Origin of the sequence: Streptomyces sp. CG4, assembly GCF_041080655.1 — a bacterium.
Classification (GTDB): domain Bacteria; phylum Actinomycetota; class Actinomycetes; order Streptomycetales; family Streptomycetaceae; genus Streptomyces.
Map to the genome: position 1 here is coordinate 5,480,320 of NZ_CP163525.1, position 15,251 is coordinate 5,495,570.

11 protein-coding genes are annotated in these 15,251 nt (G+C 71.0%); 8 read left to right on the plus strand and 3 right to left on the minus strand.

The annotated features are described in order from the left end of the window. Positions 1–26: 26 nt before the first annotated feature. Positions 27–1,181 carry a lipid-transfer protein gene (locus AB5L52_RS25035; RefSeq protein ID WP_369366302.1) on the minus strand — a complete coding sequence of 385 codons (1,155 nt, stop codon included), beginning with the start codon at positions 1,179–1,181 and terminating at the stop codon, positions 27–29. An 81-nt stretch (positions 1,182–1,262) separates the two neighbouring features. Between AB5L52_RS25035 and AB5L52_RS25040 the strand changes: the two genes are divergently transcribed. Together AB5L52_RS25040 and AB5L52_RS25045 are read left to right on the plus strand one after the other, a co-directional pair. Continuing rightward, positions 1,263–2,858 carry a FadD3 family acyl-CoA ligase gene (locus AB5L52_RS25040; RefSeq protein ID WP_369366304.1) on the plus strand — a complete coding sequence of 532 codons (1,596 nt, stop codon included), beginning with the start codon at positions 1,263–1,265 and terminating at the stop codon, positions 2,856–2,858. A gap of 198 nt (positions 2,859–3,056) precedes the next feature. Next, positions 3,057–4,217, plus strand: coding sequence for a hypothetical protein (locus tag AB5L52_RS25045; protein WP_369366306.1), 1,161 nt, complete (start codon positions 3,057–3,059; stop codon positions 4,215–4,217). A 109-nt stretch (positions 4,218–4,326) separates the two neighbouring features. Here AB5L52_RS25045 and AB5L52_RS25050 read toward each other — a convergent pair whose 3' ends face one another. Next, positions 4,327–4,500 (minus strand): hypothetical protein, encoded by a 174-nt coding sequence (locus AB5L52_RS25050; protein WP_351028901.1) that lies wholly within the window; start codon positions 4,498–4,500, stop codon positions 4,327–4,329. Positions 4,501–4,710: 210 nt separating this feature from the next. Further along, entirely contained in the window at positions 4,711–7,677 is a 2,967-nt protein-coding gene (locus tag AB5L52_RS25055) for a BTAD domain-containing putative transcriptional regulator (RefSeq protein WP_351028960.1), read from the minus strand. Between the two features lie 210 nt (positions 7,678–7,887). On the opposite strand from AB5L52_RS25055, the gene AB5L52_RS25060 reads away from it, so the two are divergent. The 6 genes from AB5L52_RS25060 (at position 7,888) to AB5L52_RS25085 (ending at position 15,233) form a co-directional block, all read left to right on the plus strand. Continuing rightward, positions 7,888–9,120 (plus strand): amidohydrolase family protein, encoded by a 1,233-nt coding sequence (locus AB5L52_RS25060; RefSeq protein WP_369366308.1) that lies wholly within the window; start codon positions 7,888–7,890, stop codon positions 9,118–9,120. Then, complete coding sequence (locus AB5L52_RS25065; protein ID WP_351571937.1) at positions 9,117–10,040, plus strand: LLM class F420-dependent oxidoreductase; 924 nt, start codon at positions 9,117–9,119, stop codon at positions 10,038–10,040. The genes AB5L52_RS25060 and AB5L52_RS25065 overlap by 4 nt, the downstream gene beginning before the upstream one ends. 10 nt (positions 10,041–10,050) lie before the next feature. Then, a complete protein-coding gene (locus tag AB5L52_RS25070) occupies positions 10,051–10,821 on the plus strand; it encodes an SDR family NAD(P)-dependent oxidoreductase (protein WP_369366311.1) in 771 nt (256 codons plus the stop codon). A gap of 99 nt (positions 10,822–10,920) precedes the next feature. Then, a complete protein-coding gene (locus tag AB5L52_RS25075) occupies positions 10,921–12,039 on the plus strand; it encodes an LLM class flavin-dependent oxidoreductase (protein WP_369366313.1) in 1,119 nt (372 codons plus the stop codon). A gap of 15 nt (positions 12,040–12,054) precedes the next feature. Then, positions 12,055–13,785, plus strand: coding sequence for an amidohydrolase family protein (locus tag AB5L52_RS25080; RefSeq protein ID WP_369366315.1), 1,731 nt, complete (start codon positions 12,055–12,057; stop codon positions 13,783–13,785). Next, positions 13,782–15,233, plus strand: a complete 1,452-nt coding sequence (locus AB5L52_RS25085; protein ID WP_369366316.1) for an aldehyde dehydrogenase family protein — start codon at positions 13,782–13,784, stop codon at positions 15,231–15,233. Before AB5L52_RS25080 ends, AB5L52_RS25085 begins: the two co-directional genes overlap by 4 nt. Positions 15,234–15,251: the final 18 nt, after the last annotated feature.

Here is a 15,251-nt window from a genome sequence, read left to right on the forward strand (position 1 = left end):
CAGCTCCTCCTCAACTCCTTGACTCCTCAGTTCCGCAGGAGAAGGGCGGAGGTGGGCACGCCCTCACCGGCGGTGACCAGACAGGTGGCGGCGCCGGGGACCTGGGCGGTACTGGTCCCGCGCAGCTGCTTGACGCCCTCGTTGACGAGGTTGAAGCCATGCACATAGGCCTCGCTGAGCCCACCACCACTGGTGTTGACGGGCAGCCGCCCCCCGATCTCCAGCGCCCCGCCCTCGGTGAAGGCACCCCCTTCCCCTCTCCCGCAGAAGCCGTATCCCTCCAGCGACAGGGGTATCAGGGCCGTGAAGGCGTCGTAGATCTGCGCCACGTCCACGTCGTCCGGGGTGAAGTCGGCGTGCTTCCACAGGTGCCTGGCGGCGGTCCAGGCGGGCCCGGTGAGGGGGTCGTCGTTCCAGTAGTTGACCATGCCGTGGTGCTGGGCGGGCAGTCCCTGGGCGGCGGAGTGGACGTAGACGGGGGTGCGACGGCAGTCCCGGGCGCGCTCCGCGGACACGAGGACACAGGCGAGGGCCCCGTCCGTCTCCAGGCAGTTGTCGAAGAGGCAGAGCGGCTCGCTGATCCACCGGGAGGTCATGTACATCTCGCGGGTCAGCGGCCGTTCGTACATCACGGCGGCCGGGTTCTGGTTGGCCCGGTTGCGGCAGGCGAGGGCGACGTTGAAGAGGTGATCCCGGGTGGCGCCGTACTCGTGCATGTACCGCCGCGTCAGCATGGCGATCTCGTCGGCGGGCCGGAGCAGCCCGAAGGGCCGGGTCCACTGGCCGGGAGTCGGGAGCTGCACGTGGGTGTTGGTCCACGGCCGCGCCCCGCTGCCCCGCTTCCGCGACCGCCAGGCGACGCCGACGGAGGCCTGCCCGGAGGCGATGGCGGCGGCGAGATGCCCGACGGTGGCACAGGAACCGCCACCCCCGTACCCCACCTTGCTGAAGAAGGTCAGATCCCCGAACCCGACGGCCTTCGCGAGCTCGACCTCGTCGGTCTCCTCCATGGTGTAGGAGGCGAGACCGTCGACCTCACTGGGCGCGATCCCCGCGTCGTCGAGGGCGGCGATCACCGCCCGGCACGCAAGCGTCTTCTCATCCTCGGCCAGCTGCCTGGCGAACGAGGTCTGCCCGATCCCGACGATGGCGGTGGCGTCCTTGAGCCCGGTTGCTGCCATGGCGTCCCCCTCACGGCTTCCTGACAGAGTGTCAGATTACAGCTAATCTGACGGTCAGTCAGCTGTGGCAGGGGGCCTGTGATGAGCGACTGGGACACCATCCCCGATCTGGTCCGGTGGTCGGCCGAGCGGTACGCCGACGCCGAGGCCGTGGTCGAGGGCCGTACGAGGATCACGTACGCGGAACTGGGCGCGAGGGTGGAGCGAGCGGCGGCGGCCTGCCTGGCGAGCGGAGTGGAGACCGGCGGCCGGGTCGCGGTCTGGGCTCCCAACTCCCTCGACTGGATCGTGTCGGCCCTGGGCGCGGTGACGGCGGGCGCGGTCCTCGTCCCGCTCAACACCCGCTTCAAGGGTACGGAGGCGGCGGACGTACTGCGCCGCAGCGGAGCCCGGCTGCTCTTCGTCACCGGCACCTTCCTGGGCACGTCGTACGTGGCGAGCCTGCGCAGAGCGGCGGGGGACGGGGCCCCGACGGGCCCGGGTCCACTGCCCGGCCTGCCGGAACTTCTGCAGGTGGTGGTCCTGTCGGAGGACGCGCCACCGGACTTCCGCACATGGAAGGACTTCCTGGCGGGAGGGGAGGGCGTGTCGGCGGCCGAAGTGCGCGGACGGGCAGGGGAGTTGGAAGGCCGGTCGCTGTCGGACATCATCTACACGTCGGGTACGACGGGCCGCCCCAAGGGCGCGATGATCACGCACGAGCAGACCCTGCGGGCGTACGACATCTGGGCGGACCTGGCGGGATTGCGGGTCGGTGACCGCTACTTGATCATCAACCCCTTCTTCCACACCTTCGGCTACAAGGCCGGGGTGATCGCCTGCCTGATGCGCGGGGCGACGATGATCCCGCAGTCGGTGTTCAACGTGGAGACGGCGCTGGCGAACATCGCGGCGGAGCGCGTGTCGGTCCTCCCGGGTCCACCGACGCTCCACCAGTCATTGCTGGACCACCCGTCCCGGGACGCCCATGACCTCTCGGCGCTGCGGCTGGTGGTGACGGGAGCGGCGGTGGTGCCGTTGCGGCTGGTGGAGCGGCTGAGGGGGGAGCTGGGGGTGGAGACGGTCCTCACGGCCTACGGTCTCTCGGAGGCGAGCGGCATCGTCACGATGTGCCGGCGCGGCGACGACCCGTCGGTGATCGCGTCGACGTCGGGCCGGGCGATCCCCGGCACGGAGGTGAGGGTGGTGGACGTCTCCGGCGCTCCGGTGCCCACCGGCACCCCGGGCGAGGTCCTGGTCCGCGGCTTCCACGTCATGCGCGGCTACTACGAGGACATCGGGGCCACCTCCGAAGTGATCTCCGCGGAGGGCTGGCTGAGCACGGGAGACGTGGGTGCCCTCGACGAGGCGGGCAATCTGCGCATCACGGACCGCATCAAGGACATGTTCATCGTCGGCGGCTTCAACGCCTACCCCGCGGAGATAGAGCAACTGCTCGGCATGCACCCGGATGTGGCCGACGCCGCCGTGATCGGCGTCCCCGACCCCCGCCTCGGCGAGGTCGCCAAGGCGTTCGTGGTGCGCAGGCCGGGCTCGACCCTGACCTCGGACGACCTGATCGCCTGGTCCCGCCGCGAGATGGCGAACTACAAGGTGCCGAGAATGGTCGAGTTCGTGGCGGAACTGCCGCGTAATGCGAGCGGGAAGGTGATCAAGGGGGTTCTGCGGGGGGCCTGATGTGAACGGGTTCACCTTGACGCCCTGTTGATCATCTGGTGTGAGTCAGATCTCGTTGTGGGGGCGCGGCGGGTCTGCCTAGCCTGCGGAAGTCCGCATCGGACGGACTCCGTCGCCGGAACGCCGAGTCCTGCGGGGACCGGACAGCGGTCCGAGCGGGACAGCTCATCTCGCAGGCGTCGTAAGAAAGCCCCCACCATGCGCCTTTCCGTCTCCCCTGCCCGCGTGGGCGTGGCCGGCGCAGCCGCCGCGCTGCTGCTCCTGCCGCTCGCCAACCGGGCCGCCGCCGCCACCTCCGTCACCCAGGACCGGCTGACCCCGACCGCGATGACCGCGGGCGTCGCGACCTCGGCTCAGCTGACCGTGCGCGCGTCCAGCTGCTTCACCGCCAAGACCCTCGGTGTCGGCGTGCGGGACGCGGCCGGCAAGAACCTTGACTTCCCGGGTAACGCCTCACATGTCCGAATATGCCCGAGTGGTGCGCGCTTCACCAGCGCCCCCCGCGCGCTGCCGGCCGGCGCGTACACGATCTTCGGCTTCTGGCAGGACTCCGGCGGGGCCTGGCACAGCCTGCCGAAGCACCGGCTGACCGTCGCCTCGGGCTCGACCGCTCCGGCCCCGAAGGCCACACCCGCCCCGGCCCCGTCGCCCTCCGGTGGCGGCGGCTCGCCGATCGCCGGCCAGTCCGTGGTCTGGTCGGACGACTTCTCAGGTGGCATCGCCTGGGGCTCGAAGTGGGTCGGCGACAAGTCCTCGTCCTACCGCTACGGCAACCACAACCCGGACGACAACAAGCTCGACTGGCTGGACCCGAGCGACGTCACGACCTCGAACGGCGTCGCGACGTTCACCGCCCAGCCCTCCTCGCACACCCTGGAGAGCGGCAAGCAGGCATGGACCACGGGTCTGCTCACCACCGAGGGATCCGGCGAGGGCTTCCAGGTGAAGACCGGCGACTACGCCGAGACGCGGGTCGAGCTGCCCTCCGGCACCGGTGCCTGGCCGGCCCTGTGGACCTGGAAGGACGGCAACGGCGAGATCGACTCCTTCGAGTACCACCCGGACAACCCGAACCTGCTGGAGCTGAGCAACCGCATCACCCCCGGCTCCGACGACTACGCCAACTCCGGCGCGGTCGCGCCGGGCCAGTGGGTCACCATCGGCACCTATTACGGCGCCAACTCGGTGGACTGGTACGTCAACGGGCAGAAGGTCTACTCCGACGGCCACGGCGTGGGCAGCGCCTTCTCCGCGTACCTGATCCTCAACCTGTCGCTCAGCGCCGGCCAGTACCACTCCGCGCCCACCGGCTCGACACCGATCACCATGCAGGCGGACTACGTGAAGGTGTACCGCTGATCAGCCCTTGAGAGACCCGAGGAAGGCGGAGCCCCCCCGGACACACGTCGGCCGCGACGGCTCCCCCTCGGTGCCGTCGCGGCCGTGTCCCCCGTGCTGGAAGGTCTCGTCAGGCCTTTTCGTCGGTGGCGTGAGAGTTGTCCGGCGTTACTTCGCCGGTGGTCTCGCCGGCGGCGACGGTGGTGATCTTTGCCGGCTCGATGGTGGCGTGGCTGTTCAGCGTGGTCACCTCGGTCGGCTCGGTGTTCGCAGCCGGTGCCGTGGCCGTGTTCTCGTTGCTCATGACTCTGCTCCCCTGAAAGTACGTGGATGCGATGCGCCGGCGCGGCCCGTCCGGCAGCTCCCCCGAGAGCCGCCGGACGGGTGCTGACGGCCGCTACACCTTACGGTGCGGCTGCCGGTCGGCCCGCCTGCCCCCCGACGCGACGGATCGACAGGAAAGAGCCTGCCGTGGGGCGATAAACGAACGATGAACGCGTACACGCGCGCTGCGTCAGACGACGGCACCGGGCTTGAGAAGGGCCCGTACTTCCTCGGCTTCCGAGACCTTCAGCGCATCGAAGATCTCAAGAGCTTCCTGCCAGCAGACTTGTGCGCGGCCGGACTGCCCGATGCCGCTCAAGGCGCGACCCAGCACGGTGAGTACGTTGCCGCGTCGCCAGTCACCGCCGACCCCGCGCAGAAGGGCCAGCGCCGTCTCGGCGTTGGTCGCGGCCTCCGCCGGACGGCCGGCCGCCAGGTCGAGTTCCGCGAGACGGAAAAGGGTCATCCCCTCCCACAGACGCATCCGGCTGTCCCGGAAGACGGAGAGAGCCTCCTCCAGGCGCTCGGCAGCATGCTTGTACTGGCCGCATTGGGTGAGCGCGAGGCCCAGCGCATAGCGTCCGTTGGCGCCCTTCAGCGCGTGTCCCATGGCGTCGTACATGTCGGTTCCCTGCTGAGCCAGGGACACGGCGCTCGCGGTCTGGCCCATCGCCAGCCGGATCCGGGAGAGGTTGCACAGGGCGCTGGCCTCTCCGGGGCGGTCTCCGCACGAACGGAAGCTGTCGATGGCACGCGTGAGATGCTTCTCGCCCTCTTCGAAACGACCTCGGTAGAGCGCGATGATGCCGAGCATGTTGGAGGCCCAGCATGGGGGCAGGGGATCTCCCGCGGCGTCGGCCAGCAGCAGGGCGTGGGTGGCTTCCTCGCCGGCCAGCTCGAATCGGCCCGTCAGGTGGTGGCCGTTGGCCACGGTGACGAGGGCACGTGCCTCCGCCTTCTGATCGCCGGCCGCCTGTGCCGCGGCGCGTACGGAGGCCGCTGTGTCGACGTACTCCCGGGAGTTGGCGCCCGACTCGGTCAGATCGACAGCAGTCCACAACAGGTCGACGGCACGCCGCACATGATGGGGTGCCGACGACTGGCGCACACACGCGAGCAGGCAGATCGCCTCCCCGTACAGCCAGTCCTGAGCGCGGTGACGATCCTCGAAGCTCAGGCCCGGATACTCCGTCGGTTCCAGGTGGTCCACGAGCCGGTCCCCGGGACGTTCGATGGCATACACCTGAGCTGCCGTGGCCAAGTAGAAGTCCAGCAGCCGCGACATCGCCGCCTCCCGCTCGCTCGGGGGCTGTTCGTCGCGTTCCGCGCAGGCACGCGCGTAGAGGCGGACCAGGTCGTGGAAGCGGTAGCGGCCGGGTGCCGCTGACTCCAGCAGGGACGTGTCCACCAGGGACTCCAGGAGGTCCTCCGTGTCCTCCACCGGCAGATCGAGGACCGCTGCCGCAGCCGCCAGGGAGATGTCCGGGCCGTCGGCCAATCCCAGCAACCGGAACGCCCGGGCCTGGGCCGGCTCCAACTGCCCGTACCCCAGCTCGAAGGTCGCCTTCACGGCCAGGTCGCCGGCCTGCAGCTCGTCGAGCCGGCGGCGTTCGTCCGCCAGCTTCGCCGCGAGGACCGAGACCGTCCAGGTGCGGCGGGCCGCGAGGCGGGACGCCGCGATACGGATCGCCAGCGGCAGGAAGCCGCAGGCCGCCACCACGTCCAGGGCCGATTCGCGTTCCGAGGCCACCCGCTCCTCGCCCACGATCTTCGTGAAGAGTGCGAGGGCCTCGTCCGGGGACATCACGTCCAGGTCGACCAGATGTGCGCCGGCCAGGTCGACCATGCGGACGCGGGAGGTCACGAGGGCCGCGCAGCCGCCGGTGCCGGGCAGCAGCGGGCGCACCTGGGCCGCGTCCTTCGCGTTGTCCAGCAGGAGCAGGACCCGGCGGTCGTCGAGGACCGAGCGGTAGAGGGCCGCCCGCTCGTCCAGGGAGTCGGGAATCGCCGTGTCCGCCGTGCCCAGCGCCCGCAGGAACGAACCCAGTACCGTCTCCGGCTCCGCCGGCCTCGGTCCCGCGCCCTGCAGGTCGACGTACAGCTGGCCGTCCGGGAAGGCCCGCCGTGCCCGGTGGGCCACGTGCACGGCCAGGGTCGTCTTGCCCACTCCACCGATGCCGGCCAGGGCCGAGACGGCCATGACCCGGCCCGCCGCCTCCGAGGCCGACGCCAGCACCTCGCTCAGCTCCTCGACGAGGGACGAGCGGCCCGTGAAGTCGGGGACGGAGGCGGGGAGCTGGGCCGGACGGACCGCCACCACCGGCGATTCCGTGGCCGGGGACGACGGTTCCGCCAGTGCCGGGTCGGCCTGGAGGATGCGTTGCTGCAGCTCCCGCAGGCCGGGGCGGGGGTCGACGCCCAGTTCCTCGGCCAGCAGGCGGCGGGTGTCGGCGTAGACCGCCAGGGCCTCCGCCTGGCGGCCGCTGCGGTACAGCGCCAGCATCAGCAGCTCACGCAGGCGCTCGCGCAGGGGGTGGGCCGCCGTCAGGGCCGTCAGTTCGGAGACCGCCTCGGCGTGGCAGCCCTGCTCCAGGTCCATGTCCAGGCGGGACTCCAGCAGGCCGAGGCGCCATTCCTCCAGGCGGACCCGCTGGGTCTCGGCGTAGGGGCCGGGGACGCCGGCCAGCGCCTCGCCCTCCCAGCGGGTCAGGGCCTGGTTCAGCTGCGTGCGGGCCCGGCACAGGTCGCCGGTGGCCCGTGCCTTCTCCGCCTGTGCCGCGAGGTCCTGCGCGGCGGCCAGGTCCAGGGCGCCCTCGCCGAGGCCCCGGATCGCATAGCCGCCGGACTCGCTGACCAGGACACCGGCGTCCAGGATCTTGCGCAGGCGGGACGCGTACGTGCGTACCGCCGCCAGCGCCTGCGACGGGGGCTCGGCGCCCCACAGGGCGTCGATCAGCTCCGCCGCCGTCGCCGTACGGCCCTCGCGCAGCAGCAGGGCGGCCAGCAGGGCGCGCTGCTGGGGGGAGCCCGTGCTGAGCTGCTCCTCGCCGCGCCAGGCCCGTACCGGACCGAGCACGCCGAAGCGCAGCGCCGCCTGTTCCGTGACGGTCACGGAACCGGGACGCCGCTGCTCAGGCACTCGCGGCCCACCGTCCATGCGTTCGTCCCCCTCGGCATCGAACAACCCCGTCAGTTTGCCTTGTTCCGGCAGGTTCCGTCAGCCACGGGAGACGCCGATCACAGGGAGGCGCATTTCAGTACACAAAGCCCTCACACCTCGATCCGCAAATCACTCACACCTCTTCGCACGCAGTCGTCCGATACGCGATAGCTGACGGACCGTCAGATCGGCGCTACCGTGAGGGCCATGGAGACCACACAGTTCCCGCTGATCATCTCCGTCGACGACCACACCGTGGAGCCCGCCACCGTCTGGCAGGACCGGCTGCCGAGGAAGTACCTGGACGTCGGGCCCCGGATCGTGCGCGCCCCCGTCAAGGAGATGACCTTCCTGGGAGGGCGATTTAGGCCCGTCATGGGCGAACCCGGCAGCACCGAGGGCCCCCTCGGCGACTGGTGGGTCTACGGAGACCTCCGGCGCCCGCTCACCCGGCTCGACACCGCCGTCGGCTACGCCCGGGACGAGGTCAAGCTGGAGGTCATCACGTACGAGCAGATGCGGCCCGGATCGTACGACGTGTCCGCCCGGCTCGCCGACATGGACGTCAACCACGTCCAGTCCGCCGTCTGCTTCCCCACCTTCCCCCGCTTCTGCGGCCAGACCTTCTCCGAGGCCTCGGACAAGGAACTCGCCCTGCTGTGCGTGCGCGCCTACAACGACTGGATGGTGGAGGAGTGGTGCGGGCCCAAGGCGCAGGGCCGGCTGATACCGCTCCCGCTCATACCGCTGTGGGACGCAGAACTTGCCGCCGCGGAGGTACGGCGCAACGCCGCGCGCGGCGCACGGGCCGTCGCCTTCTCCGAGATACCCCCGCACCTCGGCCTGCCGTCCGTCCACGGCGACGACTGGGACCCGTTCCTCGCGGCCTGCGACGAGACCGGCACGGTCGTCGCCATGCACATCGGCTCCAGCAGCCGGATGCCGTCCACCTCCGCCGACGCCCCGCCCGCCGTCGGCTCCACCATCACCTTCGCCAACTGCTGCTTCTCGATGGTCGACTGGCTGATGAGCGGCAAGTTCGAGCGCTTCCCCAACCTCAGGGTCATGTACGCCGAGGGCCAGATCGGCTGGATTCCGTACATCCTGGAGCGCGCGGACGTCGTCTGGGAGGAGAACCGGGGCTGGGGCGGGGTCGCCGGCAAGGTCACCCGGCCGCCGTCCGAGCTGTTCGCCGAGCACGTCTACGGCTGCTTCTTCGACGACGCCTTCGGCCTCAGGAACCTCGACTCCATCGGCGTCGGCAACGTCCTGTACGAGACGGACTACCCGCACTCCGACTCCACCTGGCCGAAGTCCCGTGAGGTCGGCGTGGCGCAGATGGGGCATCTGCCGGCGGACGTGGTCGAGCGGATCGTGCGCGGCAACGCCATCGAGCTGCTGGGGCTGACCAAGGACGGCCTCTGGCGGGGGGCGAAGTGAGCCTCGCGTACGGCATCCAGCTGCCCGTGCAGGCGCAGAGCGCCCTGTTCGCGGAGGGCTGGGAGGCGGGCGCCGGGCCGGCGGACCTGGTGGCGCTCGCCCGGGCCGCGGACGATGCCGGGTTCGCCTACCTGGCCGCCTGCGACCACGTGGCCGTCCCGCGCCGGCTGGCCCCGGCCATGAGCACGGTCTGGTACGACCCGGTGGCCACCCTCGCCCACCTCGCCGCCGTCACCGAGCGCGTCCGGCTGCTCAGCCATGTCGCGGTGGTGGGACTGCGGCACCCGCTGCTCACCGCCAAGCAGTACGCCACCCTCGACCATCTCTCCGGCGGCCGGCTGATCCTCGGGGTCGGGGCCGGGCACGTACGGGAGGAGTTCGAGGTGCTCGGGGCCGACTTCGAGCGGCGCGGCGCCGTGCTGGACGAGACGATCGACGCGCTCCGGGCCGCCCTCGGGCCTGAGGAGTTCCCCGAACACCACGGCAAGCTCTACGACTTCGCCGGGCTGGGGCAGCGGCCGCGGCCCGCGCAGCCGGACGTCCCGCTGTGGGTCGGCGGCTCCTCGCCCGCCGCCGTTCGCCGAGCCGCGCTGAAGGGCGACGGCTGGCTGCCGCAGGGGGATCCGCGGGAGCGGCTGCCCGCACAGATCGCCCGGCTGCGGCGGCTGCGGGAAGAGGCCGGCGCCGAGGGGCCGTTCACGGTCGGCGCGATCACCGAGCCGCTGTACGTCGGACGGGCCGGCTGGGAGGTCGGGCGGCGGACCCTCACCGGGGCGCCGGAGGAGATCGCCGAGTCGCTGCGGGCCTACCGGGCGATGGGCGTGGACCAGATCCAGGTGCGGTTCCGCAGCCGGAGCCGGGCCGAACTCGTCGAGCAGATCGGACTGTTCGGGGCTCAGGTCGCACCCCGGCTGCAGTGAGGAGGAAGCCATGGGCAAGCTGGACGGGCGGGTCGTCATCATCACCGGGGCGGCCCGCGGGCAGGGCGAGCAGGAGGCGCGGCTCTTCCGGGCGGAGGGCGCCCGGGTGGTCGTCGGCGACGTACTGGACGACCAGGGGGAGGCCCTGGCCAAGGAGATAGGCGCGCTGTACGTCCATCTCGACGTCGGCACCGAGGACGGCTGGCGGGATGCGGTGGCGGCCGCCAAGGCGGCGTACGGGCACCTCGACGGGCTGGTCAACAACGCCGGCATCCTGCGCTTCAACGCCCTCGTGGACACCCCGCTGGAGGAGTTCATGCAGGTCGTGCAGGTCAACCAGGTCGGCTGCTTCCTGGGCATGAAGACGGTGGCGCCGGAGCTGGCCGACGGGGGCACGATCGTGAACACCGCCTCCTACACGGCCATGACCGGCATGGCGGCCGTGGGCACGTACGCCGCGACCAAGCACGCCGTACTGGGGCTGACCCGGGTGGCCGCGCTGGAGCTGGCGGGCCGGGGCATCCGGGTCAACGCGATCTGTCCGGGCGCCATCGACACCGCGATGTCCAACCCGTCGCGGCTCGACCCGGACGCCGACCCGGAGGAGACGAGCCGGGCCCTGGACGAGCTGTACCGGGGGCTCGTGCCGCTCGGGCGGGTCGGGCAGCCGGAGGAGGTGGCACGCCTCGCCCTCTTCCTCACCTCGGAGGACTCCTCGTACATCACCGGGCAGCCGTTCGTGATCGACGGGGGATGGCTGGCGGGCGTCTCCATCATCTGACGGCTCATCAGCTATTGACCCGTCGGGTGGCCGGTGCCACAGTCGTCAAAACTGACGATACGTCAGAAATCTTCGAACGAACCGGGACGGTGAACCGCCTTGGAATTCGGGCTCTTTGTACAGGGATACGTGGGCAAGCGCGCCGAGACGGACCCGCTCGCCGAGCACAAGGCGCTGATGGAGGAGACCGAGTACGTCATCCAGGCGGACAAGTCCGGCTTCAAGTACGCCTGGGCCTCCGAACACCACTTCCTGGAGGAGTACTCGCATCTGTCGGCCAACGACGTCTTCCTCGGCTATCTGGCCCACGCGACCGAGCGCATCCACCTGGGCTCCGGAATCTTCAACCCGCTCGCCCAGGTGAACCATCCCGTGAAGGTCGCCGAGAAGGTCGCCATGCTGGACCACCTCAGCGAGGGCCGCTTCGAGTTCGGCAGCGGGCGGGGCGCCGGATCGCACGAGATCCTCGGGTTCATACCCGGGGTGACCGACATGAACTACACCAAGGAGATCTGGGAGGAGACGATCGCCGAGTTCCCGAAGATGTGGCTCCAGGACGAGTACGCGGGCTTCCAGGGCAAGCACTGGCAGCTGCCGCCGCGCAAGGTCCTGCCGAAGCCGTACGGGAAGTCGCATCCGGCGATGTGGTACGCGGCCGGGTCGCCGCCGTCGTACGCCATGGCCGCGAAGAAGGGGCTCGGGGTGCTCGGCTTCAGCATCCAGAAGGTCTCCGACATGGAGTGGGTGCTGGAGCAGTACAAGACGGCGGTCGTGAACGCGGAGCCCGTCGGGGACTTCGTGAACGACAACGTGATGGTGACGACGACGGCGATCTGTGCGCCCACGCATGCCGAGGCGATCGACATCGCCGTGCACGGGGGGCTGCACTATCTGCCCTCGCTCGTCTTCCGGTATCACGACACGTTCCCTCGCCCCGAGGGGTTCCCGGTGTGGCCGGAGACCCTGCCCGAGTACACGCCGGAGTTCGTGGAGCTGCTCGTCGAGGAGGAGCTGCTGATCTGCGGGGATCCGGACGAGGTGCTGCGGCAGTGCAAGCGGTGGGAGCAGGCCGGGGCGGACCAGTTGAGCTTCGGGCTGCCGGTGGGGGTGCCGAAGGAGGAGACATTGCGGACCATTCAGCTGATCGGGGAGCACGTCATTCCGAAGATCGACACGGATCCCGTGCACCGGACGTCGCGGTTCCGTCAGGCCGTCTGAGAGGGGGTACCCGGCATGTTGGATCACCTCATCAAGGGCGTCACCGTCGTCGACGGGACCGGGGCGCCCGCCTACGTCGCCGACGTCGGCATCCACAACGGCCGGATCGCCGTCATCGGCACCGTCACCGAAGACGCCCGTACGACCGAGGACGCGCGCGGTCTCGTCCTCGCCCCCGGCTTCGTCGACCCCCACACCCACTACGACGCCCAGCTCTTCTGGGACCCGTACGCGACCCCCTCCCTCCATCACGGGGTGACCACCGTCGCCGGCGGGAACTGCGGGTTCACGCTCGCGCCCCTCAATCCCTCCCGTCCCGACGACGCCGACTACACCCGGCGGATGATGTCCAAGGTGGAGGGGATGTCCCTGGTGGCGCTGGAGGAGGGGGCGCCCTGGAGCTGGAACTCCTTCGGGGACTATCTGGACGCCCTCGACGGGCGGATCGCCGTCAACGCGGGCTTCATGGTCGGCCACTGCGCGCTGCGCCGCTACGTGATGGGACCCGACGCCGTCGGCGGGCAGCCCAGCGCGGAGCAACTGGCCGAGATCGTACGGCTGTTGCACGAGGCCATGGACGCCGGCGCGTGGGGGTTGTCCACCACGCAGTCCCGTACGCACTCCGACGGGGACGGGCAGCCGGTCGCCTCGCGGCACGCGCGGCCGGCGGAGCTGCTGGCGCTGTCGAAGGCCGTCGGCGAGCACGAGGGGACGCAGATCGAGGCGATCGTCGCCGGGTGTCTGGACCAGTTCAGCGACGACGAGATCGATCTGCTGGTGGAGATCAGCGCGGTGGCCGGACGGCCGCTGAACTGGAACGTGCTCACCGTCGACGCGGCCGTTCCGGAGCGGGTGCCCCGGCAGCTGAGCGCGAGCGAGCGGGCCCGGAAGGCCGGCGGGCGGATCGTGGCGCTCACCATGCCGATCCTCACCCCGATGAACATGTCCCTCGGCACCTTCTGCGCCCTCAACCTGATCCCCGGGTGGGGGCCGGTCCTCGGGCTGCCGGTTCCCGAGCGGATCGCCCGGCTGAAGGACCCGGACGTGCGGGCGGAGATGCTGCGGCGGGCCGAGTCGAAGGAGGCGGGCGTCTTCCGGCGGCTGGCGAACTTCGGGCGCTACGTCATCGGGGACACCTACAGCGAGGCCAACCGGGGCCTGACCGGCCGGGTGGTGCGGGACATCGCCGAGGAGCGGGGGCTCGACCCCTTCGCCTGCCTGGTGGAGATCTGCGCGAACGACGAGCTGCGTACGGTGCTGTGGCCGATGCCGAGCGACAACGACCCGGCGTCCTGGGCGCTGCGCGCCGAGACCTGGCAGCACGAGGACGTCCTGCTGGGCGGGTCCGACGCCGGGGCGCATCTGGACCGGATGTGCGGGGCGCCGTACACGACGCGCTTCCTCGGGGACTGTCTGCGGCGGCGGAAGCTGGTCGGTCTGGAGCAGGCGGTGAAGATGCTGACCGACGATCCGGCCCAGCTCTTCGGGCTGCGGGAGCGCGGGCAGGTGCGCGAGGGCTGGCATGCGGACCTGGTCCTCTTCGACCCGGAGCGGATCGACGCCGGGCAGGCCCGGCTGGTGCACGACCTGCCGGGTGACAGCCCGCGCCTGGACTCCCGGGCGATCGGGGTGCGGGCCGTGTGGGTCAACGGGGTCGAGGCGATCCGCGACGAGGTGGTGACCGGGGCCGTACCGGGCAAGGTGCTGCGCTCGGGGGCCGACACCCGCACGGTGAGCACCCGGTGAGCGAAGGGCAGCGGCTGTTCGTCGGCGGCGCGTGGGTGGAACCCGACGGCGGGCACTATCCGGTGACCGACCCGGCCACCGAGGAGACCGTCGGCTGGGCGCCGGAAGCCTCGGCGGCGCAGGTGCGCGCGGCCTGCGCGGCGGCCCGGGAGGCGTTCGCGGCGTGGTCGGGGACCCGGCCCGAGGAGCGGGCGGCGGTGCTGGGCCGGACGGCGGAGATCATCCGGGGGTCGATGGAGCCGTACGCCGAGCTGGCCCGCGCGGAGACCGGCGCGACCACGGGGACCGCCCGGGCGATGCAGGTCGGGGTGGCCGCCGCCCGGTTTCGCCGGTACGCGCGCGTGGAGCCCGCCGAGTGGCCCGTGGCCCCGCAGATCAACGAGGCCGGACCGATGGGGAAGGCCGGGGTGCTGGGCGCCCTGGCGGTACGGCAGCCCGTCGGCGTCGTCACCTGCATCACCTCCTACAACAACCCCTGGGCCAACCCGGCCGGCAAGGTCGCCCCGGCCCTGGCCATGGGCAACACGGTGGTGGTGAAACCGGCCCCGCAGGACCCGCTGTCCGTCTACCGGATGGCGCAGGCGCTGGAGGCGGCCGGTGCACCGCCCGGCGTGGTGAACGTCGTCTCCGGGCGGGACGTGGCCGTGGGCGAGGCGGCGGTGGCCTCCGACGACGTCGACATGGTCAGCTTCACCGGCTCCACGGCCGTCGGCCGGCGCATCGCCGAGGTGTGCGGGCGGGACATGAAACGCCAGCTGATGGAGCTGGGCGGCAAGGGCGCGGCGCTCGTCTTCGACGACGCCGACCTCGCCTCGGCCGTCGCCGGCATCGGCACCACCTTCTCCTTCTACAGCGGGCAGATCTGCACGGCACCGACGCGGGTGCTGGCCCAGCGCGGGGTGTACGACCGGCTGGTGGAGCAACTGGCCGCATACGCCGCCCGGTTGAAGGTCGGGGATCCACGGGAGAGGGACACGGTCGTGGGCCCGCTGATCTCGGCCGAGCACCGGGCGCGGGTGGAGTCGTACATCGAACTCGGCCGGAAGGAGGGCGCGTCGGTGGTCGCGGGCGGCGAACGCCCGCCGATGGACGCCGGTTTCTATCTCACCCCCGCCCTCCTCGCCGACTGCACCAACGACATGCGGGTGGCCCGGGAGGAGATCTTCGGCCCGGTGGTCGTGGTGCTCCCCTTCGACGACGAGGAGGAGGCCGTCGCCCTCGCCAACGACTCCGACTACGGGCTCCTCGACTACGTCTGGTCCGGCGACGTGGCCAGGGCCTTCCGGGTGGCCCGGCGGCTGCGGGCCGGCGGGGTCGGGATCAACACGGTGGGCCGGAACATGGAAGCGCCGTTCGGGGGATTCAAGAAGAGCGGTGTGGGCCGTGACGTGGGCTCTTATGCCCTGCACGCCTACAGCGAGGTACAGGCCATCGTGTGGCCGGGCTGAGTTCTGGCACCGTTTGCT